General features: G+C 31.7%; 22 protein-coding genes. 8 read left to right on the forward strand and 14 right to left on the reverse strand.

Features of this window, described 5'->3' with window-relative positions; translation table 11 throughout:
• Window positions 1–9 precede the first annotated feature (9 nt).
• Complete coding sequence (locus IMCC3317_RS15720) at window positions 10–1,554, forward strand: hypothetical protein (RefSeq protein WP_160130445.1); 1,545 nt, start codon at window positions 10–12, stop codon at window positions 1,552–1,554.
• Between the two features lie 43 nt (window positions 1,555–1,597).
• Here IMCC3317_RS15720 and IMCC3317_RS15725 read toward each other — a convergent pair whose 3' ends face one another.
• From IMCC3317_RS15725 to metG, 3 genes are all read right to left on the reverse strand, one after another.
• Window positions 1,598–2,359 (reverse strand): hypothetical protein, encoded by a 762-nt coding sequence (locus IMCC3317_RS15725; RefSeq protein ID WP_160130446.1) that lies wholly within the window; start codon window positions 2,357–2,359, stop codon window positions 1,598–1,600.
• Between the two features lie 227 nt (window positions 2,360–2,586).
• The gene (locus tag IMCC3317_RS15730) at window positions 2,587–3,105 is read right to left on the reverse strand and encodes a ferritin (RefSeq protein ID WP_160130447.1); all 519 of its coding nucleotides are present in this window, start codon (window positions 3,103–3,105) and stop codon (window positions 2,587–2,589) included.
• Window positions 3,106–3,199: 94 nt separating this feature from the next.
• Window positions 3,200–5,269, reverse strand: coding sequence for a methionine--tRNA ligase (metG, locus tag IMCC3317_RS15735; protein ID WP_160130448.1), 2,070 nt, complete (start codon window positions 5,267–5,269; stop codon window positions 3,200–3,202).
• 223 nt (window positions 5,270–5,492) lie between these two features.
• On the opposite strand from metG, the gene IMCC3317_RS15740 reads away from it, so the two are divergent.
• Window positions 5,493–6,383, forward strand: coding sequence for a S66 peptidase family protein (locus IMCC3317_RS15740; protein WP_160130449.1), 891 nt, complete (start codon window positions 5,493–5,495; stop codon window positions 6,381–6,383).
• 144 nt (window positions 6,384–6,527) lie between these two features.
• Here IMCC3317_RS15740 and IMCC3317_RS15745 read toward each other — a convergent pair whose 3' ends face one another.
• On the reverse strand, window positions 6,528–7,316 hold the full coding sequence (locus tag IMCC3317_RS15745; RefSeq protein WP_160130450.1) for a class I SAM-dependent methyltransferase: 789 nt from the start codon (window positions 7,314–7,316) through the stop codon (window positions 6,528–6,530).
• Between the two features lie 138 nt (window positions 7,317–7,454).
• Between IMCC3317_RS15745 and IMCC3317_RS15750 the strand changes: the two genes are divergently transcribed.
• Both IMCC3317_RS15750 and IMCC3317_RS15755 read left to right on the forward strand, forming a co-directional pair.
• Window positions 7,455–7,814: a YraN family protein gene (locus tag IMCC3317_RS15750; protein WP_160130451.1), complete on the forward strand. Its 360-nt coding sequence runs from the start codon at window positions 7,455–7,457 to the stop codon at window positions 7,812–7,814.
• 82 nt (window positions 7,815–7,896) lie between these two features.
• Window positions 7,897–8,556, forward strand: coding sequence for an aspartate kinase (locus IMCC3317_RS15755; RefSeq protein WP_160130452.1), 660 nt, complete (start codon window positions 7,897–7,899; stop codon window positions 8,554–8,556).
• 671 nt (window positions 8,557–9,227) lie between these two features.
• Here IMCC3317_RS15755 and IMCC3317_RS15760 read toward each other — a convergent pair.
• From IMCC3317_RS15760 to IMCC3317_RS15780, 5 genes are all read right to left on the reverse strand, one after another.
• Window positions 9,228–9,437, reverse strand: a complete 210-nt coding sequence (locus IMCC3317_RS15760; protein ID WP_160130453.1) for a hypothetical protein — start codon at window positions 9,435–9,437, stop codon at window positions 9,228–9,230.
• A gap of 17 nt (window positions 9,438–9,454) precedes the next feature.
• The gene (locus tag IMCC3317_RS15765; RefSeq protein ID WP_160130454.1) at window positions 9,455–9,619 is read right to left on the reverse strand and encodes a hypothetical protein; all 165 of its coding nucleotides are present in this window, start codon (window positions 9,617–9,619) and stop codon (window positions 9,455–9,457) included.
• A 64-nt stretch (window positions 9,620–9,683) separates the two neighbouring features.
• Entirely contained in the window at window positions 9,684–9,965 is a 282-nt protein-coding gene (locus IMCC3317_RS15770) for a hypothetical protein (protein WP_160130455.1), read from the reverse strand.
• A gap of 78 nt (window positions 9,966–10,043) precedes the next feature.
• Window positions 10,044–10,253 (reverse strand): hypothetical protein, encoded by a 210-nt coding sequence (locus IMCC3317_RS15775; protein ID WP_160130456.1) that lies wholly within the window; start codon window positions 10,251–10,253, stop codon window positions 10,044–10,046.
• A 127-nt stretch (window positions 10,254–10,380) separates the two neighbouring features.
• Window positions 10,381–10,560 (reverse strand): hypothetical protein, encoded by a 180-nt coding sequence (locus IMCC3317_RS15780; protein ID WP_160130457.1) that lies wholly within the window; start codon window positions 10,558–10,560, stop codon window positions 10,381–10,383.
• Window positions 10,561–10,766: 206 nt separating this feature from the next.
• Here IMCC3317_RS15780 and IMCC3317_RS15785 point away from each other — a divergent pair, with 206 nt between their 5' ends.
• The gene (locus IMCC3317_RS15785; protein ID WP_160130458.1) at window positions 10,767–12,458 is read left to right on the forward strand and encodes a helix-turn-helix domain-containing protein; all 1,692 of its coding nucleotides are present in this window, start codon (window positions 10,767–10,769) and stop codon (window positions 12,456–12,458) included.
• An 89-nt stretch (window positions 12,459–12,547) separates the two neighbouring features.
• Window positions 12,548–12,805: a hypothetical protein gene (locus tag IMCC3317_RS15790; protein ID WP_160130459.1), complete on the forward strand. Its 258-nt coding sequence runs from the start codon at window positions 12,548–12,550 to the stop codon at window positions 12,803–12,805.
• Window positions 12,806–12,888: 83 nt separating this feature from the next.
• Here the strand turns inward: IMCC3317_RS15790 and IMCC3317_RS15795 are convergent, their stop codons facing one another.
• Both IMCC3317_RS15795 and mfd read right to left on the reverse strand, forming a co-directional pair.
• Window positions 12,889–14,214 carry a TlpA family protein disulfide reductase gene (locus IMCC3317_RS15795; protein WP_160130460.1) on the reverse strand — a complete coding sequence of 442 codons (1,326 nt, stop codon included), beginning with the start codon at window positions 14,212–14,214 and terminating at the stop codon, window positions 12,889–12,891.
• 46 nt (window positions 14,215–14,260) lie between these two features.
• Window positions 14,261–17,602 carry a transcription-repair coupling factor gene (gene mfd / locus IMCC3317_RS15800; protein ID WP_160130461.1) on the reverse strand — a complete coding sequence of 1,114 codons (3,342 nt, stop codon included), beginning with the start codon at window positions 17,600–17,602 and terminating at the stop codon, window positions 14,261–14,263.
• A 146-nt stretch (window positions 17,603–17,748) separates the two neighbouring features.
• On the opposite strand from mfd, the gene IMCC3317_RS15805 reads away from it, so the two are divergent.
• Window positions 17,749–18,474, forward strand: coding sequence for a hypothetical protein (locus tag IMCC3317_RS15805; protein ID WP_160130462.1), 726 nt, complete (start codon window positions 17,749–17,751; stop codon window positions 18,472–18,474).
• A 127-nt stretch (window positions 18,475–18,601) separates the two neighbouring features.
• On the forward strand, window positions 18,602–19,033 hold the full coding sequence (locus IMCC3317_RS15810) for a tellurite resistance TerB family protein (RefSeq protein WP_160130463.1): 432 nt from the start codon (window positions 18,602–18,604) through the stop codon (window positions 19,031–19,033).
• Window positions 19,034–19,179: 146 nt separating this feature from the next.
• Here IMCC3317_RS15810 and IMCC3317_RS15815 read toward each other — a convergent pair whose 3' ends face one another.
• Genes IMCC3317_RS15815 through IMCC3317_RS15825 form a run of 3 tightly spaced genes read right to left on the reverse strand, consistent with a single transcriptional unit; the run spans window position 19,180 to window position 22,029 of the window.
• Window positions 19,180–20,712, reverse strand: a complete 1,533-nt coding sequence (locus IMCC3317_RS15815; protein WP_160130464.1) for an ATP-binding response regulator — start codon at window positions 20,710–20,712, stop codon at window positions 19,180–19,182.
• 5 nt (window positions 20,713–20,717) lie between these two features.
• Window positions 20,718–21,209, reverse strand: a complete 492-nt coding sequence (locus IMCC3317_RS15820; RefSeq protein WP_160130465.1) for a Rab family GTPase — start codon at window positions 21,207–21,209, stop codon at window positions 20,718–20,720.
• The gene (locus IMCC3317_RS15825) at window positions 21,196–22,029 is read right to left on the reverse strand and encodes a cell envelope biogenesis protein OmpA (protein ID WP_160130466.1); all 834 of its coding nucleotides are present in this window, start codon (window positions 22,027–22,029) and stop codon (window positions 21,196–21,198) included. The genes IMCC3317_RS15820 and IMCC3317_RS15825 overlap by 14 nt, the downstream gene beginning before the upstream one ends.
• Between the last annotated feature and the right edge of the window lie 8 nt (window positions 22,030–22,037).

Here is a 22,037-nt window from a genome sequence, read left to right on the forward strand (position 1 = left end):
ATTTTTACAATGCCAAACCCACAAAAGGAATCTTTATTTGTATTGATTAAATCGTTATCAAAATCTGAAAAACGACAGTTTAAGCTGTATGTTGGACGATTTGATGGCAATGTAAATTCTAAATTTCTGGCTTTATTTACTTTTTTAGAGAAGAGTCAAACGTATGACGAACAAGCAATTTTGAAAAAGAAGATTGTTACGAAACAGCAATTATCAAACTTAAAAGCCAATTTATACAAACAAATTTTAAAAAGCTTACGCTTAAATCCTGCACAACATAATATTCGAATTGTTATTAGAGAACAACTAGATTATGCAACCATTTTGTACAATAAAGGTTTGTACACGCAAAGTTTGAAATTACTTGATAAAGCTAAAATTCTGGCTTTAGAACATGAAGAAAAAAATATTGCCTACGAAATTGTAGAGCTAGAAAAAGTAATTGAAACGCAATATATTACGCGAAGTATGGAAAGTCGCGCCGATGAACTTTCTGAGGAAGCAAAAACATTGAGTATTCAGAATGTATTGGCGAGTAAATTGTCAAATTTATCATTACAATTATACGGTTTGCTGTTGCGAGTTGGCTATGTGAAAAATGAAGATGATTATAAAGAAGTCAACGCATATTTTCATAAACGATTGCCCAAAGTAAATATTAATGAGTTTGGTTTTCGTGAGAAGTTATGGTTTTATAAAGCACATTTATGGTATAGTTTTTTGACACAAGATTTTCTGTCAAGTTATAAATACGCTTCTAAATGGGTTGATTTGTTTACGCAAACACCGAAAATGAAAGAGATGAATCCTGTGTTTTATTTGAAGGGAAATCATTATTTGTTGGAATCGTTATATTTTATTAAACATGAATCGAAGTTTAAAGAAGTGTTGTTTCAATTGGAAGATGATATTTCCGAAGGACGAATTCCGCTGAATGATAATACTGAAGTTTTGAGCTTTTTGTATGTGTATATGAATAAGTTGAATTACTATTTTTTAACGGGAACGTTTAGTGACGGTTTGCACTTGGTAGCTGAAGTGAATGAACGAATTTCGACTTTTGAAAATAGAATTGATCCGCATCATGTAATGGTTTTTTATTATAAGATTGCTTCCTTGTATTTTGGCGCAGGCGATAGAAAAAATAGTATTTTCTATTTGCAGAAAATTATAAGTAATAAATCGCTCAATGTGCGTGAAGATTTGTTGTGCTTTTCCAGAATTTTGAATCTTGTTGCGCATTACGAATTGGGCATGGATTATCATTTGGAAACGCAATTGAAAAGTACGTATAAGTATTTGTTGAAGATGAACGATTTGCACGAAGTTCAGCGAGAAATGATTGTGTTTTTAAGAAGTTTAGGAACCATTTATCCACATGAAATAAAGAATGCTTTTAAAGCGTTGCATGCCAAATTGAAACCTTTTGAGGAAGATCCGTATGAACGAAGAGCGTTTTTGTATTTAGATATTATTTCATGGTTGGAAAGTAATATTGAAAATAAACCTGTAGCTGAGATTATTCAAGCGAAAGCTAAAAAATTGATTCGTTAAGAAAAATTGTTTTTATGTGAGAATCAATAACCAGTTACTCTTTTTAATATTCATTGATTTTATCTTCTATCATTTTTTGAGTAGACTTTAAAGATATAATTACTAATAATTCATATAAAACTATTATTAAGTCTTTCTTTTCCGAATAATCGAATTCTGGTGTTGTTACAGTTGTCTCACCATTATGAACAAAATTGTTTCTTACTGCATAGGACAAACTTAACCAATCTGTAATTTCTAGGTCATCAACATTATCAGGAATATTTATTTTCCCAATAATTCTATTTAATCTATTAGATTGACTATTGCTTGCTTCTGAAATACAATATTGAATATAGTTATGAAGATGTTGTCTTTTCTCTGAAGTATTAAATTTAAGATTTAGCTCAATATTTGCTCTTAGTATTGCATTTTGAATTTCTTGTTGATTAAAGTAATCTAAATTAGTTCTTAGACTTAGCCAAATAACTTTACTTTGAATAGATGTAGTATTTAAGTTGTTGTATAGTTTGACAAATGCTTCATAAGCAAACCATAAGTCATTAAATTTGTAAAGCATTAAATGGCAAAGCCTCAATTCTCCAACTTTCTGTTGCATATATTCTTGACTTAAGTTGATTTCATAAATAGCAAAAGCTAATCTTAGCTTAATATCAAAAAAATTAAATTGAGATCTAATATTGTCCAAATCAATTAGATTACTAAAGTCTCTTTGTGTGAGAATTGTATTTTCAATTTCAGTGTATAGATTTTGATATCTTTCGAAAAGTATGGTGAAATAAGGTATTTCTGATTCTCTGTACATTTTTCCTTTCTTAATTGTTGGTTATCTTTTATATAACAGGAATTTCTGTTATTTCTCTTAAATAGAACTCCATTAGATTCAATATTAAACGATATATTTATATTTTGGTGCAAATATGTAATATAACTACGCAATTATTTTGCGCAGTATTAACACTAATTAAATTGTGTATAAAAAAAGCGACTGAAATTTCAATCGCTTTTGTATAATTTAAAAATCGAGTTTTTTTATTGTGCTGGACTTGCAGTAGAAGGCTGTACCGTAATTGCTTGCACATCTCTGTCAAACAAGTACAATCCACCTTTGTCATCGCCAATTAAGTTGATTTTGTCAAGAATAGTACGTGCCAACGCTTCTTCTTCAATTTGCTCTGCTACATACCATTGTAAAAAGTTGTGCGTTGCATAATCTTGTTCTTGTAAACTAATGTGAACTAAATCATTGATGCTTTTTGATACTTTTACTTCATGATCAAATAGATTTTGAAACATTTCTTTAATCGAACCATATTCCAAAGGTGGCTTAGATAATTCCGAAATCGTAGCATGTCCGCCGCGTTCGTTGATATATTTTACAAATTTTAGCATGTGTTGACGTTCTTCATCAGAATGCATATACATAAATAATGATACGCCTTCAAAACCTTGCGTTTCAGCAAAACTTGCCATTGCTAGATATACTTGTGAAGATTCGGCTTCTATTCTAATTTGTGCATTTAGAGCACTTTCCATATTTTTTGATAACATAGCTTTTCTTTTTTTCGGTTGTGTAAAAATACGCATTACAAGCGAGTTATGTTTGTGCGTATGGTAATTTTAATTTATTCTAACTAAAGGTAAATTAACTAATCACGGCACCACTTTTAACATCTTCCTCATCAGGATTTACAAAAACTAACTTTCCTTCTGGCGTTTCAGTCATTAAAATCATGCCTTCACTTTCCACGCCACGTAATTTTCTTGGCGCTAAATTGATGAGAACAGTTACTTTTTTTCCAATTACTTCTTCTGGTTTGAAACTTTCTGCAATTCCAGAAACAATGGTTCTTGTGTCTAATCCTGTGTCCACTTTTAAGACTAAAAGCTTTTTCGTTTTTGGCATTTTTTCTGCTTCTACAATCGTTCCAACACGAATGTCTAGTTTTGTAAAATCGTCAAATGTTGCAATGTCTTTTTGTGGCGTTACTATTTTATTTTCCGCTTCGTTTGCTTTTTTAGTCGCTTCTAATTTGTCCAATTGCACTTGAATTTCTTTGTCTTCTATTTTAGCGAATAACAATTCACCTGGATTAATTTGATGATTTGCAGGAAGCAACGCATTTTTTGTAGCTACTTCATTCCAAGATGTTTCTAATTCGCTTGTTGAAATATTTAAAATTCCTTTTAATTTAGTAGACGTAAATGGTAAAAACGGTTCACTTAGTGACGCCAACGCAGCAGCAATTTGCAATGCAATATACATCACAGTTTTTACACGTTCTTCGTCTTGTTTAATGACTTTCCAAGGTTCTTCATCGGCTAAATACTTATTTCCTAATCGCGCCAAATTCATTAATTCTTGACTTGCTTCACGGAAACGATATCTTTCAATGGAACTCGAAATCACCGCCGGAAACGCTTTTAGTTGCGCAATTGCCGCTTCATCAATTTCGTTGTATTCATTTGGCGCAGGAACAATTCCGTTATAATATTTATGTGTCAACACAACTACACGATTGATAAAGTTTCCTAAAATCGCTACTAATTCGTTGTTGTTTCGTGCTTGGAAATCTTTCCACGTAAAGTCGTTGTCTTTACTTTCGGGTGCATTCGCGGTCAACGTGTATCGTAAAACATCTTCTTTTTCAGGAAAATCTTCTAAATATTCATGCAACCAAACTGCCCAATTTTTAGACGTTGATAGTTTGTTTCCTTCTAAGTTTAAGAATTCGTTTGCAGGCACATTATCTGGCAAAATATAATCGCCATGTGCTTTTAACATTGATGGAAAAATGATACAGTGAAATACAATATTATCTTTTCCGATAAAGTGAACCAACTTGGTGTCTTCATCTTTCCAATACAATTCCCAATCTTTTCCTTCACGTGCTGCCCATTCTTTCGTTGCCGAAATATATCCGATTGGCGCATCAAACCAAACATATAATACTTTTCCTTCTGCGCCTTCTACAGGAACTGGAATTCCCCAATCTAAATCACGCGTTACTGCGCGTGGTTTTAAACCGTCATCAATCCACGATTTCACTTGTCCGAGGACATTTGGTTTCCAATCTTTTTTGTGTCCTTCAACAATCCATTCGTTTAAGAAATCACTATATTTATCTAAAGGTAAAAACCAGTGTTTTGTTTGTTTTAAGGTTGGAACATTTCCTGTGATTGCCGATTTCGGATTGATTAATTCCGTTCCGCTTAACGAACTTCCACAATTTTCACATTGATCGCCATACGCTTCTTCATGACCACATTTCGGGCAGGTTCCTGTTACAAAACGATCGGCTAAAAACTGATCGGCTTCTGCATCGTATAATTGTTCTGTTACTTCTTCAATAAATTCGCCATCTGCATATAATTTTTTAAAGAAATCAGACGCAGTTTCATGATGAATTTCCGAAGAAGTTCTTGAATAGTTATCGAACGAAATTCCAAAATCTGCAAACGATTTTTTGATGATTCCGTGATATTTATCAATAACATCTTGCGGAGAAATCCCTTCTTTTTTGGCGCGCATCGGAATCGCAACACCGTGTTCATCGCTTCCGCTGATAAAAGCAACATCATTGCCTGTTAATCGTAAGTAACGTGCATAAATATCAGCAGGAACATATACGCCAGCCAAATGTCCAATATGGATTGGTCCGTTTGTATATGGTAAAGCTGCGGTAATGGTATAACGTTGTGGATTTTGAGTCATTTCGTTTTGTTTCAATTCAATAATAGTAAATTTTCAAGTATTTTGCGTGTTGAAAATTGTGTAATTAACGTGCAAAAATAAGGATTCTTGTATGATTTTGTGTTTAAAAAAGAATGAATTGAAGCGTAAAAGTCACAAAACCGATTTTTTTGCAGATCATCTAAAACTGAATTTTGTTTCTTTTGAAAAATAAAGTCTGTGTATTTTCTATTACATTTAGTTTATGAACCAACCCAAATTTTTACACAAAGGAGCAACTGTCGGTATTTTATCGACAGCGCGCAAAATTCCTATTCCTGAAATTGAAGCCGCTATTGAATTATTACATAGTTGGGATTTAAAAGTTGTTTTAGGCACCACAATTGATCTAGAAGAAAACCAATTTGCTGGCAATGATATGACACGTGCGTTGAATTTTCAACAGTTTATGGACGATGAACATATTGATGCTATTTGGTGCGCGCGCGGCGGCTACGGGACGATTCGGATGGTAGATCAGTTAGATTTTTCAAGATTTATCAAAAAGCCAAAATGGATTATTGGCTATTCTGATATTACTGTTTTGCATTCAAAAGGACAGCAATTAAACTTTGAAACTTTACACGCAACGATGCCAATTAATGTTTTGAAGAATACTCCTGAAGCTATCGAAAGTTTACGCAAAGTACTTTTCGGCGGAAGCCTAAATTATACAATTCCAAGTGTTGATTTTAATAGAAAAGGAGAAGCAAAAGGCGAATTGATTGGCGGAAATTTGAGTATGTTGTATAGTATGACAGGTTCTGATTTGGGATTAGATACGAAGGGGAAAATTCTATTTTTAGAAGATTTAGATGAATATTTGTATCATATAGATCGGATGTTGATGAACTTGAAACGCAACGGTTATTTTAACGATTTAGCCGGATTGATTGTTGGCGGAATGACAGATATGAATGACAATTCCGTTCCTTTTGGGAAAAACGCGCATGAAATTATTTTGGATATTACAAAGGAATATGATTTTCCGATTTGCTTCAACTTTCCTGCGGGACATTTGGATGATAATCGCGCGTTGATTTTTGGCAAAGAAGTTGTTTTTTCGGTTGATTCAGAAGTGAAATTAACGTTTTGATTTATCCCATATAAATCTTCTAAAACAGAATTATTTGAAGATAATCTAATCAATACAATTTAACTTTTAGTTGCTAATTTTCATTTTCTTTGCTCGCACAAAGAAAACAGAAACAAAAGAAAAAGAGTTAGTGTATATAATAACTTAAACTTCTTTCTGACTTAATAAAAATAAATAATCGCCATCACGATTTTTGTATTGCTGCATGATTTTTTTGATTTCACCCGAATCAATATCTTTTTCAAGTTGTGCGAGTCCTTTTTGAACTTCGTCTTGATGTGCTAAAAGAGAAAATGAGGAAATTCCGTTTCGCACATTTGCATCTAAGTATAGTTTTGGATTTTGTTTACCTGCGTATAAGAATAAATCTTTTAAATCGGGTTTGATGGAGTACTTTTCTGAAAATATATTTTTGAAACCAGCGGCTTTCATTGCGGTTTTAATTTTAGCTAGCGAAGGCATTTGTTTCATAGAATCTTCTAGCATTTTAGGAAAGTAATGATTCAGCCAATACCCTTCCATTTGTTTTGGTGTCGCTGTAAAGAAAACCATATTTGCGTACGGTTTCATGACACGAAATAGCTCTGAAAATCCTTTTTCTAAATTGTTCCAATGATGTAATGTTAATGTTCCAAGAACGCCTTCCATGCTATTGTCTTTTAGCGGAATGTTTTCGGCAGTTCCTAATTTCCAGTCTATATGTGGAAAGGCTTTTTTTGCTTTCGTCAACATATGTTCAGAAGGATCAATACCTATAAATTTTGTTTCCTCGTCATGTAATTTTGACGTATAATTTCCTGTGCCGCAACCAATGTCTATATATAATCCTTCGTTAATAGGATTTAAGTGATATTGAATTCGTTCTAATAAAAATGGATCTGCTTTTCGTGTATTGTTATATCCTTTTCCAATGTGATTATATGTAGCTCCCATATTGCGTTGGTTTAGTGATTACACCACGGCAACTATCAAGCTTGACTTTTAAAGAATTATCATTATAAAAATTGATAGTTACTATTGATTATTCTCTATAAGATACGTATTTTATGTGAAATTTTAGAAGCGTAGTTCATGGCAGCACATAATGATTTAGGAAACGAAGGCGAAAAATTAGCCGTGAAACATCTATTAGCACATGGATATGCGATATTAGAAACAAATTATCGATTCCAAAAAGCAGAAGTTGATGTCATAGCTCAGAAAGCAGAAACGTTGGCAGTTGTGGAAGTAAAAACGAGAACTTCTGCACATTTCGGGAATCCTGAAGACTTTGTAACTCCTAAAAAGATTAAATTATTAGTCAAAGCAATTGATACATATGTAAATGATAATGATTTGAATGTTGAGGTTCGGTTTGATATTATCGCAATCGTACTTGATAAAAATAAAACTACCATAAATCATATAGAAGACGCATTTTATCATTTTTGAAAAAAATGTTATAATTATAACAATTTGTTTTGAAACTTCTTTTTATGTTTGTATTTTCGCAGTCTAGTAAAATTATAGACTAATGAAAACCATTTCCTCAATTGTAGAAGAATATATAAAAGCCAAGCCGTTTTTATCGAGCGCGTTGTCGCAAGGAATTATCAATTTGACATCATTATCTCGACTTATAAAACCTGAGATTGAGCATCAATTAGGAAAAGAAGTAAAAAATGGAGCTATTGTAATGGCTTTGAAACGCTTATCGTCTGAATTAGAGTTTAGAGTGACGCATAGAGTATTGAAATTTGTCCGAAATATTGGAGAAATCACAGTCCGATCTGCCTTAAACGATTATACATTTAGAGTCACAGAAACTTTATTGAAAAGTCAGGCAGCATTTATGTCTGAAATTGAAGATTTGAATACCGTTTTTTATACATCTTCTCGCGGTGTAAACGAATCTAATATTGTGGTAAGTAGTGAAGTTGCAGCATTGGTTGGAAAGATTTTTAAGGACGAAATTTTATTAGAAAAACAAGAGAATTTATCATCAATCACGGTAAAGTTGCCAAAAGATAATGTAAACGTTCCTGGAATTTATTATTTTATTTTTCAACGTTTATCTTGGGAAGGCATTAATATTTATGAAGTAATTTCAACAACAAATGAATTTACTATTTTAGTAAACGATGAACAGGTTGATAAAGCTTTTACCGTAATTAAAAACCTGAAATCACTTTAATATTATATATTGAAAATTCTGCGCGTATTTTTATGTATTAATAAAAACAGGTATTTCTACGCTATTGAACATCGAGATTAATTCGGTTATTTGTTTTGTAGATATAGTGTATTTGAGTATTTTAGATAAAAATTAAAGGTGTTTTAGCCAACTACTTTTAAACTTTTAAAATAAAAAGCACATTTACTACACCAAACGTTACCCCTAACGACTACCTTATTTTTAGGTTCTGAAGAGAACCAATCATTAGATTATATTAAGTTACATTCCGATTTGCCTACGTTTATATAAATAATAGACTTCATGTATGTTGTCCGTTGTTTTATATATGAAACTGAAGTAAAAAACACGATATACTTGTTGTGAAACCTTGTGTTTTGCAATATACAAAAGCTTGCGTGGAAGAATTGATGATTTCTGTTTAGTAGATAGATAAATCTTAGGGTGTTTTTCTTAGGAAAAATTGATTTATTTAGTCTGAAATTTACAACCTCCTAAGCGTAATTTTAGTTTTACGAGAAATCCCGCCCAATTTGGGCGGGATTTTACTATATGTATAGGTTGGTAATTAGCGAAACAATACATTCAACGTTGTTTCTCTTGGTCCATACATAGAGAGAAAGTCTTTACATTATATTTTGAATTAAATATGATGTTTATAACCTATCTTCCTAACAGTGTCCTATAATAGAGCCACAACCTTTATTAAAGTCAGATCCACAGTAACAGTCTGAATGCGGTAATGAAGGTGGGCAATTGTCTGTAATCCCAACAGGATCAGAAATTGTACCACCTCCTGGAGCTCTTCCTCCAAATATGGTATTTAAGTTTGAAACATTATTTTTGTTTAACTGTAAATTGTTTACTTTTCTTTTTTTCATAATATGTAGTTTTAAAATTATTGACAATAGCAATTAGAAGCATTCGCACATCTAGTTGCCCAACTTTGAAAAATGCAAGGAGCACCTGTTCTCTTTCCACCTTTTACTTCAACTGTATTTGTATTGATGATAGAAATGGATTTCTTGTTTAGTTTTAATGATTTAAGATTTCGTTTTTTCATACTATTTGTTTTTAAGATTTAAATTAATTAAGTGTAAAACAAAAGTGAATTTTGTTGTAAAGTATTAACAAACGACTGGAAAAATAGAAGGAGTTCCTGGATCAGAACCTGCGTTACAATCAGCGGGTATTTGACTAGGACAATGAACAGAAGGACTACCACTACCAGTAGTACCGCTAGTGTTGCAAGCAACGTTATTTATTGAACACGTATCTGTAATTGGTGCTTCACAGATTCTTACAGATTCTATTCCACAAGCTCCACTACCTCCGTGAACAGTTGAAGAATTAAAATTTGAGATCGATTTTTTGTTAAGTTTTAAACTTTTTAGCTGTTTTTTTTTCATAATATTTGATTTTAAAATTTAAGATAATTTATTGAGTTACTAATTAAGTATGAATCAAAATCCATACTATTCAAGATGTTAACAATCGTATGTGCAGTCTATAAAAGTGGTGCAAGCATGATTTGGAGCGGTTTTGTCACAATTCAGACAATTTGTTTGTTCTGATGGACTACAATCATCGCACTCCGTTTCATAAAATGATTTATTTGGTCTTCCTCCAACAACTGATTTAAAATTTGCAATTTTACTTTTATTTAGACGTAAGTTTTTTAAATTTTGTTTTTTCATAATTATAATTTTTAAATATTAATGTCTGTAAATAAAGAACTTATACCGTTTTTCTTGGTTTGAATTCGTAAAGAATATAAAGTGAACTAAAATCCACTTTAGAAAGGATCTAGAAATCATTGTACAATTAACAAATTGAATCATAACTGATAGCTGTACAACCTGCAAGACAATGTGTGAGTTGAGATGGACTACATGTACATTCTGTTTGACGAAATGATAATGGAGGTCTGCCTCCTAAAATTTCTTTTAGACTTGAAATTGAATTTTTGTTTAATTTTAAACTTTTTGCCTTTTGCTTTTTCATAATTGATGAGGTTTGATTCATAATTTTTTTCTCGTGAATTATTCACAAAAACAAAACAACAAGTAAATTTGAAGCCAGACAACAGAAGCAAACTACAATTCCTTGAATTACAGCTACAATTCCGTGAATTATCGGAAATCTTGCAGTAAAAACAGACATATTAAACTCCCTTTTCTAGTATATTTGTTAGAAATACAACCTTTTATATGAAGAAGATTTTACTGTATGCATGTTTATTTTTTGTTGGAACTGTTGCTTTTGGGCAAGAAAAAAAGGACTTATTAAAAGAGTTTGAAAATTTAAGAATTAAGTTTCGTGATACAAGTATTAGTTTCGAAAAAGCAAAAATACTTGCAAGTGATTATTTAGATACAGCAAAAAAGAGTGGCGAAAAACGATTTATTGGAAGAGGTTACTTTTTGTTGGCACTAAGGAATACTAATATAAAACAGAAACTTCAGTATTTAGATAGTGCTATTTTTTATACAGAAAATATAAAAGGCGATAATAGATTTCCTATGCATGCATATTTGGCAAAAGGGATAGCTCTAAATTATGAAAAGGATTATCCTGAGGCATTAAATAATTATTTTTTAGCAGAAGCGGCAGCGGCAACAAATGGTAATTTTAAATATCAGTATGATATTAAATATAATATAGCTTATTTAAAAAGAATTTCGGGAAATTATAAAGAAGCAGAAAAACTTTTTAAAGAATATATCGCTTATAAAAAATCTATAGGCTCAAAATATGTTGAAGGAAATTTACAGGCGCTTTTTCAATTATCTTCTACATATTATGAATCAAATCAGTCTAAAAAGGCTACTGAAATTAATGTACAAGGTATTCAAATTGCCTTAAAAAATAATCTTGGAGAATTGTATCATTCTTTTGTTATAAATGAGGGAATAAATTTATTTTATAAAAAAAATTATAAAGCTTCCATTGATAGTATTCAAAAGGGTATTTCCCATCTAGAAGAAAGAAATCAATTAGTTGCAACTTTCTATTTAGGAAAAAACTATCATGCATTAGGTGAACGTGAAAAAGCAATGAACTACTTCAAAAAAGTAGATACATCTTATAACGAAAAAAACGATCTTTTTCCACCATTGCGTGAAGCATATGTCTATCTAATTAAAAATGCACAAGCAAAAAAAAATGAAAGAATAGAATTGTATTACACGAAACAATTATTAAAAATAGACAGTACCATTCATGCTGACTATAAATATTTATCCAAAAATATTTCGAAAAACTATGATATTCCTGCGTATGTAGCTAATAAAGAGCGTTTGATTAAAAAACTACAAGGTCAAAATAAACGTATTACTATTGAAAGAGATTGGATTGCCATTATAGGTGGTTTTATTGGTTTGTTAGTGATAAGCTTACTTATATACTATTATCGATTAAAAAAGGAATATGAAAAACGCTATAATGAGATTGTTGAACAATCCAATTCCATGATAGAAGAAGAAATCATTGTGAAAAATGCCAAACCACAAGCAGTATCTTTAGGAATAGATCAACATATTATAGAAGAAGTTTTACAAACCTTAGAAACATTTGAACTAGGAGAAGCTTATCTTAAAAATCAAATCTCTTTAAAAGATGTCGCTAAAATCGTGAATACAAACTCCAAGTATTTATCTAAAATTGTAAACTCGTACAAAGGCAAAAACTTTACAACGTATGTTAACGATTTGCGAATTGACTATTTAGTAAGTCACGTACAGCATGATACCAAATATCAAAAATATACTATTCGTGCCATTGCTGAAGAAATAGGGTTTTCAAATCCAGAAGGGTTTTCAAGAGCCTTTCAAAAGAAAACAGGCTTAAAACCTTCTTATTTTATAAAAAAAGTTAGAGAAAGTACTCAAAAAAAACGATAATTCACGGAATTATCGTTTTTGGAAGCCCAAATTTCCTTTCATACTAATAATGAATACTTAGATTTGAACACATTCAAAAATTTATAAAAATGAGAGAAAACAAAAAAGTATTAAAATTCAGAAAATTTAAAATTGCAAATTTAAATAGAAAACAAATCATTGGTGGGACTGAAGACCCAGCAAATGATACTACTACTGGAACTCATGTAAACGAAACAGAACATCCTACTTGTCAAACTAAGGCAAATGGAATGTGTACAGAAGGAGCTACCGTAACAGAACTTAAGAATGGATGTACAGAAGGAGATGGAAATCAAGGCTTAAACTCAGGCCCTAATTGTCCATAGAGACTCAGCAACTTAAGAAATAAACCTAAAAAACAGAAAAGCAACTATACTTTTCTGTTTTTTTTATAATTGAATTTCAATAATTATTCCTTCTTAAAAAACGCTTCCAATTCTTCTACACCATATGGTTTTCCAATAATGCGTTTATCTTTATCTAATATAAAAAATGTTGGCGTAGAACTTACATCATATTGGTTTCCAATTTCATTTTCCCACTTATCCAAACCTAAAACGTGAATGAAATTTGGGTAAAACGAACTTTCATTTGCCCAACTTGTGCGTTCATCTTCCAAACCAATTGCGATCACTTTAAAAGTACCTTTTTCTTTGCTTTCAACAAACGTTTTCAACAATGGCAATTCTTTCAGACAATGCGAACAAGTACTACTCCAAAACACGATAATATAGTTTTCAGCACTTTTTAATTCACTTAATTTATGTGCTTTATTATCTTTTACCCACGTAAAATCTGGAGCAACTTGCCCAAATGACAAACGTTTATAGGTTTTTAACTTATCAATTAATACTTGATCGTTCAATTGTTTTGCCAACGAAATCAAATAGGTGTCGGCAATATGATTTGCAATATCTTGATTCTCCACAACAACCATTTGTTCCCACAAAACGTTGAACAATGTTTTTTGATAATCAATAGCAACAGGTTTTATTTTTTCATCAATGGTGGCAATGTTCTTCTTATATTCTTCTATTAATTCTTCTCCTGTAAACTCTTTCATTGGCAATGCCGTAAACACATAATTTGACATTTTATCTGCAATGAAATCTGAATTTTGCAACACAGGATTCGAAAAATCTACATGATCAAAATAATGCTTCTTAATATTATCAACCATTATTTCTGGTTTTTCATAAGAAGTAGGAATGTACGAACGACTCGCTTTGATAAAATTATACACAATAGTTCCTGCTGCTTCTTTTTCAAAAACCTCTTGCGTATCATTCAGGATTTTAAAAATAGTCATATAATCAGATGTGTGAGATTGTGTAGTTTGGTAAAAATCATTGATTTGTTTCTTCGCCATATTCACACTAGAAAAATAAGAAGTATATAGTTGATTTTCTTTTGAAAGCGTAAATTCAGAATCATTTTCATCAAACATAAACGTAATATCTTCTTCGCCACTATAAATAAAATCGAAATTCTCAGACTCTTGTGGCATTCCATACACCAAACGATACATACCTTTTTCAGCGTCAGCTTTAAACGTATAATTTAATTTCCCATCGACAATTTTTCCGTTATCAATGTATGCCTGATGCGTTGTTTTTAATTTATATAAGATAAACCATTCGTACTCTTCTGCTGGAGAAAATGTACCCAACATAGTTTTCTGCGCTTGCATGCACAATGGAATCATGCAAAGAATAAAAAGTATTTTTTTAATCATGAGTTTCAGTTTTTTAAATCTATTTCAATAATTAAGCCAAAGCAATTTATGTAATTTTTTCGAGAACGTTTAGTGCTTTTTTAGCAGACGTAATTCGTTCAAAAGTAAGCAATAAGCGTAAACCTTTGCGAGTTTGTTTTTCTTTCATCTTACAAATAGATGGATTTTGCTGTACAAACTGCAATACCTTTGTAAAATTAGGACTTTGGTAGAAACCTGACTGTTGATCTGAAATAAAATAGCCAATCAACTTGCCTTTTTTCATAATAATTTTCTCCAAGCCAAACTTCGTTGCAATCCATTTAATGCGAACCGAATCCAACAATGCCGCGGCACGTTCTGGCAACGGACCAAACCTGTCAACGAGTTCATTTTCAAATTTCTGTAATTCATCTTCGGAAGTAAGTGTACTCAATTTACTGTACAATGCCAAACGTTCAGAAACCACATTTACATACGCATCAGGAAATAACAACTCAAAATCGGTATCAATTTGTGTTTCTTTCAAATACACTTTCTCTTTCGGACTTTCTTGATCTTCATACAAGTCTTTAAACTCGTTTTCTTTGAGTTCTTCAATAGTTTCGTTCAATATTTTTTGATATGTTTCAAATCCAATTTCATTAATAAATCCACTTTGCTCGCCACCTAACAAATCTCCTGCACCACGAATTTCTAAATCTTTCATGGCAATATTAAGTCCGCTTCCTAAGGCAGAAAATTGTTCCAACGCAGTCAATCGTTTGCGCGCATCTTGTGTCATTACAGAATCTGGCGGCGTAATAAAATAACAAAAAGCTTTCTTATTGCTTCGTCCAACGCGACCTCGCATCTGATGTAAATCGCTCAATCCAAAGTTGTTAGCGTTATTAATAAAAATTGTATTTGCATTTGGCACATCCAAACCACTTTCAACAATTGTGGTAGAAACCAATACGTCAAACTCACCATTCATAAAAGCAAGCATAAGTTTTTCGAGTTTCTTTCCGTCCATTTGTCCGTGACCAATTCCAATTTTAGCATCTGGCACCAAACGCTGAATCATGCCTGCAACTTCTTTAATATTTTGAATCCGATTGTGAATAAAAAACACTTGTCCGCCACGTTGAATTTCATAACTCACAGCATCACGAATCGTTTCTTCTGAAAAGCGAATAATGTGTGTTTCTATTGGATAACGGTTTGGCGGCGGCGTTGTAATTACGGATAAATCTCGCGCAGCCATCAAACTAAATTGTAGTGTTCTCGGAATTGGAGTTGCAGTCAATGTCAACGTATCTACATTCTCTTTAATGGTTTTTAATTTATCTTTTACAGCAACACCAAATTTTTGTTCTTCATCTACAATTAACAAACCAAGATCCTTAAATACCACGGCTTTACTTACCAATTGATGCGTTCCAATTACAATATCAACATTTCCGTTTTTGAGTCCTTCCAATGCTATTTTTCGTTGTTTGGTAGATCGGAAACGATTCAAATAATCAACTGTAACAGGCATATCTACCAAACGCTCGGTAAATGTTTTAAAATGCTGAAACGCCAAAATAGTTGTCGGAACTAAAATTGCAACTTGTTTTCCGTTGTCAACTGCTTTAAATGCTGCTCTGATGGCAACTTCCGTTTTACCGAAACCAACATCGCCACAAACCAATCTGTCCATTGGACGTTCACTTTCCATATCGGCTTTTACATCTTGTGTCGCAGTAGATTGATCGGGCGTATCTTCATAAATAAACGAAGCTTCTAATTCGTGTTGCAAATAGGTATCTGGATCATATTGAAATCCTTTTTGCGTACGTCGTTTTGCATATAATTCAATCAAATTATAGGCAATATGTTTTACGCGTGCTTTGGTTTTTTGCTTGAGTTTTTTCCAAGCGCCAGAACCTAATTTATATATTTTTGGAGGTTTTCCGTCTTTTCCGTTGAACTTAGAAATTTTATGCAACGAGTGAATGCTCAAGTATAAAATATCGCGTTCGCCGTAGATTAATTTGATGGCTTCTTGTTTCTTTCCTTCAACTTCAATCTTTTTTAAACCGCCAAATTTTCCTATTCCATGATCAATATGTGTGACATAATCGCCAACTTCCAAATTGGTCAATTCTTTTAGCGTAATTGCTTGTTTTTTTGCGTATCCATTTTTCAAATGAAATTTGTGGTAGCGCTCAAAAACTTGATGATCTGTATAACAAATTAGTTTCTGATTGTGATCTGCAAAACCTTGATAAAGTGGAAGTACAATGGTTTCATAATGTACTTTTTGTTCTACATCGTCAAAAATATCGTGAAAACGTTTCGCTTGTTGTTCGCTTACGCATGTAATATAATTGGTATATCCTTTTTCGTGATTTTTGTCTAAATCTTCAATCAATAAATCAAATTGACGATTGAATGAAGGTTGCGGCGTTGTATTAAATTCGATAAAAGTATCCGCTTTCAACAATGGATTCGCTGTCAATTCTACAATAGTATATTCTAAAAATTGATTTTGTAAAAGTTCTTTTGTGCAGAATAATTCTTCAGGCGTATTGTGTTTAATTTCTCCAGATAATTCAGAAAAAACACTTTTCGCTTTGGTAAATAATGTGTCAATTCGTCCAAAAAGTAATTCTGTATTTTTTGCAAACACAACCGTTTTTCCTGGAATATATTTTAAAAAGCTTTCGCGAGATTCTTGCAGTGCTTTATTTTCTACATTCGGAATAATACTAATTTTGGTTACTTTTTCCGTAGAAAGTTGCGTTTCCACATCAAACGTCCGCATGCTGTCAACTTCATCGCCAAAAAACTCAATTCTGTACGGTTCATCGTTTGAGAACGAATATACATCTACAATTCCACCACGAACGGAAAATTCACCAGGTTCTGTGACAAAATCTACGCGATGAAAATTATATGCAAATAAGGTTTCATTTATAAAATCGATAGACAATTTATCGTTTAATGAAACTTTGAGTGTATTCTTTTCTAATTCTTTTCGCGTGACAACTTTTTCAAATAATGCTGCTGGATATGTTACAATTAATGATGGTTTTTTGCGCGAATTAATTCGGTTCAAAACTTCGGCACGCAACAACACATTTGCATTGTCGGTTTTCTCTATTTCATATGGTCTGCGGTAACTTCCAGGATAAAAAAGTACATCTTTATCATTCAGCAAATGCTCCAAATCATTCAAGTAATAGGCAGCTTCTTCTTTATCGTTTAAGATAAAAATAAACGGCTTGTCACTTTCCTTAAAAGCTTCGGAAATTGCGAACGACAAACTGGAACCTGTAAGTCCTTTAAGGTGTATTTTTTCTTGATTTTTGGCAATAGCTTGCCCTAATTTCCTTAGTTCAGGAGATTGTTTGAAATGTTGCGAGATTTTAGCGATACTCACGAATGTGAAATTTTTATGCAAATATACTATGCAGGTGTTGTAATTTATAACGAATTAAAGTAAAAATTTATCATTTCTGAGCAATTTTGAAAAGAAATGATGTGAAATGCTTTATTTTAGAAGCGATAAAAAATGGTTTCTATACTTTGAAAAAGACATATAAGTTACATTACAAACTTCTAAAAAAAGTATTAAAAGAAAACCTATTTATATTTTTAGGTTTCATTTTTCTTGGTTTTATTTTTGGCTTATTTTCCGAAACTAAGGATGCGGAATATCGTACTATAATGCTACTTACTTTCGTTGGAGTAATGCTGCTTCTTAATCTTCAAACTATTATTCTTTTGATTGATTATTACGTTCGAAACAAAGAAACAATCGTTGAAATTGATACCGCATCTAAATATATAACGATCAGTAAAAAAGGACATTTTAAAAAATATGAATTTTCAGAGATTGAAACATCTACGTATCATCTTGGAATTTATTATAAACAAGCAATTGATAATTGGGTAAGAGAATATGCGATTCACTCTGATTTTGGCTATTGGGATTTAAAATTTAAGAATGGCGATCGGTATTATATTTCAAATTTAATTGTTGACTTTTTACATGAATATGCTTTTATAAAAAAAACCAAGTACCGATTTAGATTCTTTCCTTATATAAATACGTCTAATTCAAAAAAAGCTGTCAAATTAAAACGTGCGAAAGAAAAAACGAATATTGAGAAGTTTGTTGAGAAGTTTCAATCCAAAAATGAAAAGCAGTTGCGAGAAATTTTAGACAATAAAACCAAGTATCAAAAAGATGCTGTGAAAGCGGCTGAGATTGTGTTGAAGAGGAAAAATATTGATAACAATCAATACTAACTTATGCTGGTTACACTAAATAAACTTTCAATAGTTAAAAAATCCAACTTTCATGCTAAAAATAAAAATCGAACAGACAAAAAATAGCCAAGAGATTATTTATATTTGCAGTACTAAAAAATAAGAAATGTCTATATCAGATTTATATTCAAGTGGATTTCGTGAGCGGAATCAAGATCATTTTGCAGCCATTGTTCGTGTTGCAATGAGTGACGGCGTTGTTTCAAATGAGGAAAAAGCGTTTTTAGATAGAATGGCTAGAAATTTAGATATCTCTGAAAGCGATTACAAAGAGATTTTAAAAGATTACAGATCGCATCCTGTAAATCCGCCAACAATGTATAACGAACGTTTGGAACGTTTGTACGATTTGGCGCGTATGGTATATGTAGATCATCACTTAGGACCAAAGCAAACTGCTATTTTAGAACGTTTGGCAATTGGATTAGGATTTTCTCCAGAAAATGTTCCGTATGTAGTGCACAAAGCATTATTATTGGTAAGTAAAGGAGTTGATTCGGATGATTTTAAAGATGAAATTAAAAATATGAATCGCTAATTTTAGAAACGATTTTAATATAAAAAACCGAGCAATTTGCTCGGTTTTTTATGCTTATAATTGAAATTAAAATATCTATTTTCTAATAATTTTAAAAGTGAAATCCGTCAGATTGAGTGAAATTCTGAAAGAATTTTTTATCGAAATCACTTCAAATACTTATAAATTTTCTTTAATAAGGTTGTTTCATCAAATGGTTTTTCAATGATGTCATTTATTCCCATTTTTTTATAACGCTTTTTGTCTTCTTGATATAAATTTGCGGTTAACGCCAAGATTGGAATGGTTTTGCAATTGTCTACAGGAAGTGTACGAATCATCTTTGTCAATTCGTCTCCATTGGTTCCAGGCATGCGAATGTCCATTAAAATTAAATCGTATTCGTTGTGAATAACGCTTTCAATCACATCTTCGCCATTGCTAATAATGTCTAAGAAAAAGAGACCTTCTTGTGCTAAAATTTTCAACACAGCCATTTGTGTCAATTCTGAATCTTCGGCAAGCAAGACGCTGTATTTTTTCTTGGATAAATTATTTTTGTGTTCTAAATCCGATTTATTTTCTAAAGAAATGTTTTCTTGATTGGTCGGATATTTAAAGTTGATATTTATTTTAAAAGTAGCACCTACATTTTTTTTACTTTCTACCGTTATTTTTCCGTCCATCAATTCTACCAATCCTTTTACAATAGTCAAGCCAAGTCCAGTGCCTGCGTATTTTCGAGAATTGTTCAACTGCGTAAAACTATTGAATATGAGATCCAATTTTTCTGCAGAAATCCCAATTCCGGTATCTTTAACACTAATATTTAGGTTTACTTTTCGCGCTCTTCGCTGATTTTCTATAATGGAAAATGTAACCTGTCCCGTGGTTGTGAATTTAAGTGCATTTTCAAGTAAGTTTTCAAAAACCTGCTGGATGCGTGTTTTGTCGCCTTCTAAATATTTTGGAATCTTCTTATCGAAATTTACTTCAAACGCTATATTTTGCTGCTTTGCTTTAACACTATAAGTAAACTCCAACATTTCAATTAATTCATGAAAATTGAATACTTCTTCTTCAAAAGAAAGTTTTCCAACTTCCATTTTTGACATTTCTAAAATGTCTCCAATCATATTTTTTAAATGATCAGCCGAAGATTTTATAACTTCTACGTAATCTTCTTGTTCCGCAGTCATGTTCGTTTTTTGTAAAACAGAACAAAATGCAGTAACACCAGTTAACGGATTGCGTAATTCATGACTAAAATTGGCGATAAATGTATTTTTAAAATCTTCTTTTTCTTGAAGATATTTATTTTGAAGTTCTAAAACTTGCGAATTAATCACAGATTCGTTTCTACTTTGCGCTACTTCTTGATAATAGTTGTAATGATCTGAAAAATCATGAATAATAACCAATGTAGGCTGTTTGTTAGCAAATGTTTTAAACTCGATGTCGCAAATAAGGTCTTTTTTATGTTCATTTTCTAAATGAACACACGTAAATTTGATGTCGTTCTTTTCTTGCACATCAAAATACGAAGAAAGACCTTCAAAAAATGGACTTATGGAAGAAAGATGTTCTCCTTTTTTTAACGAAAATAAAACATCATCACTTTCTAATACGTTCCCTTTAGAATCAATAGTTATAAATTGTGTTCTCGGATGGAAATATGCTCCTCTGTATGTTTCTAGCATAGTAATTATTTCGCAAGTTCTTTAGCCAATGTAGTAAATAAAGTGTCTACTTTATCACCTGTTTTTGCGCTCGTAAAAAAGTCAGGAGTTGCTCCAAAAACGGCTGCATTTTCTTTCAAATAGCTTTTGGTTACTAAATCTGCTTTGTTTCCAACGACTTTTAAAGGCGTGTTGGCGTATTGATTTGTTAGGTAGGCAATATCGTCTTTTAAATTTTCATAAGTTGCAGGTCGCGTGATGTCAAACACATAAATAAAACCGTGCGTTCCTAGTAAATAAGACGCTCTTGTTTTTTTAATATCATCATATCCTTCCAAATCCCAAATAATTAGAGATATGTTTTCGTCAGGAGCAATTTCAACTTCTTTTTTTAAAATGTGAACACCAATGGTTACTTTGTAGTCTGAGGTAAACGAATTTTCAACAAACTGTCGAATCAACGAAGACTTTCCGACACCAAAATGCCCAAGTAGAATTATTTTTTTAGAGATTTTCATTCGTGCAAAAGTAAAATTCTAATTCGTTAGTAATTTCTTTTTCTTTAATTTCACTTAAATCATCAAAAAGATTTAAAAAATTATCAGTAAAATTAAAGATAATATCTTGAATTTTATTTTTAAAGATAAGATTATATTCTCCAGAAATGGCAACTGCAACATAAAAAGATACAAAACTCTGAATATGAATATGATATAACTCGTATTCAATCAACTCTAAATTTTGACTTTTCTCATTAAAAGCATCTTCCACAAAACTTTTAATAGCAGTCAACATTCCCGAAATCATATCTTTATCAATCGTTTCTGTTTTAGTATATTGCCCAATAAGTAATCCTGAATTTTTCTCAATAATCAACACTTGTTCAACTTGCGAAATAGACGATAATTGACTCAATAATAATTCTTCTTCTTTCACGCCACCAAACCACGATCTGAATTTTCGTTTCCAACTATTTGCCGAAAAACTGTCTTCCAATTGCTTATTAATGCGTTCCGTAAGTAAGCTAATTTCTTGTGAAATATACTTCTTAATCATTTTCCCCATAATTGGGTACAATGCTTCTACAACTTGATCTTGTGAATTTCTAATTTGCTCCGCAAGTGTTTTGGTAATTGTGGGTCCAAGTGTTTTTGGAATTTGCTTGGTAAACTCTTCTAGCTTCTTATCAATAATAGGATTTATCTTGCTAGAAAGCTTCTGTTGCTCGTTAATAAGTTCTTCGAGCTGTTTAATTTTAGAGTGTATTGATTCCGTATACACACGATCATCTGTGAGTAACAAATCTTTTAAAATCGATAATTTATCGTCTTCCGTCATAAATACAC

Origin of the sequence: Kordia antarctica (assembly GCF_009901525.1) — a bacterium.
GTDB lineage: Bacteria > Bacteroidota > Bacteroidia > Flavobacteriales > Flavobacteriaceae > Kordia > Kordia antarctica.

What these genes read in the sequence shown, in the direction of transcription:
- IMCC3317_RS15720 (WP_160130445.1), top strand. Translation starts at nt 10, where the DNA reads ATGCCAAACCCACAAAAGGAATCTTTATTTGTATTGATTAAATCGTTA.
- IMCC3317_RS15725 (WP_160130446.1), bottom strand. Translation starts at nt 2,359, where the DNA reads ATGTACAGAGAATCAGAAATACCTTATTTCACCATACTTTTCGAAAGA.
- IMCC3317_RS15730 (WP_160130447.1), bottom strand. Translation starts at nt 3,105, where the DNA reads ATGTTATCAAAAAATATGGAAAGTGCTCTAAATGCACAAATTAGAATA.
- metG (WP_160130448.1), bottom strand. Translation starts at nt 5,269, where the DNA reads ATGACTCAAAATCCACAACGTTATACCATTACCGCAGCTTTACCATAT.
- IMCC3317_RS15740 (WP_160130449.1), top strand. Translation starts at nt 5,493, where the DNA reads ATGAACCAACCCAAATTTTTACACAAAGGAGCAACTGTCGGTATTTTA.
- IMCC3317_RS15745 (WP_160130450.1), bottom strand. Translation starts at nt 7,316, where the DNA reads ATGGGAGCTACATATAATCACATTGGAAAAGGATATAACAATACACGA.
- IMCC3317_RS15750 (WP_160130451.1), top strand. Translation starts at nt 7,455, where the DNA reads ATGGCAGCACATAATGATTTAGGAAACGAAGGCGAAAAATTAGCCGTG.
- IMCC3317_RS15755 (WP_160130452.1), top strand. Translation starts at nt 7,897, where the DNA reads ATGAAAACCATTTCCTCAATTGTAGAAGAATATATAAAAGCCAAGCCG.
- IMCC3317_RS15760 (WP_160130453.1), bottom strand. Translation starts at nt 9,437, where the DNA reads ATGAAAAAAAGAAAAGTAAACAATTTACAGTTAAACAAAAATAATGTT.
- IMCC3317_RS15765 (WP_160130454.1), bottom strand. Translation starts at nt 9,619, where the DNA reads ATGAAAAAACGAAATCTTAAATCATTAAAACTAAACAAGAAATCCATT.
- IMCC3317_RS15770 (WP_160130455.1), bottom strand. Translation starts at nt 9,965, where the DNA reads ATGAAAAAAAAACAGCTAAAAAGTTTAAAACTTAACAAAAAATCGATC.
- IMCC3317_RS15775 (WP_160130456.1), bottom strand. Translation starts at nt 10,253, where the DNA reads ATGAAAAAACAAAATTTAAAAAACTTACGTCTAAATAAAAGTAAAATT.
- IMCC3317_RS15780 (WP_160130457.1), bottom strand. Translation starts at nt 10,560, where the DNA reads ATGAAAAAGCAAAAGGCAAAAAGTTTAAAATTAAACAAAAATTCAATT.
- IMCC3317_RS15785 (WP_160130458.1), top strand. Translation starts at nt 10,767, where the DNA reads ATGAAGAAGATTTTACTGTATGCATGTTTATTTTTTGTTGGAACTGTT.
- IMCC3317_RS15790 (WP_160130459.1), top strand. Translation starts at nt 12,548, where the DNA reads ATGAGAGAAAACAAAAAAGTATTAAAATTCAGAAAATTTAAAATTGCA.
- IMCC3317_RS15795 (WP_160130460.1), bottom strand. Translation starts at nt 14,214, where the DNA reads ATGATTAAAAAAATACTTTTTATTCTTTGCATGATTCCATTGTGCATG.
- IMCC3317_RS15810 (WP_160130463.1), top strand. Translation starts at nt 18,602, where the DNA reads ATGTCTATATCAGATTTATATTCAAGTGGATTTCGTGAGCGGAATCAA.
- IMCC3317_RS15815 (WP_160130464.1), bottom strand. Translation starts at nt 20,712, where the DNA reads ATGCTAGAAACATACAGAGGAGCATATTTCCATCCGAGAACACAATTT.
- IMCC3317_RS15820 (WP_160130465.1), bottom strand. Translation starts at nt 21,209, where the DNA reads ATGAAAATCTCTAAAAAAATAATTCTACTTGGGCATTTTGGTGTCGGA.
- IMCC3317_RS15825 (WP_160130466.1), bottom strand. Translation starts at nt 22,029, where the DNA reads ATGACGGAAGACGATAAATTATCGATTTTAAAAGATTTGTTACTCACA.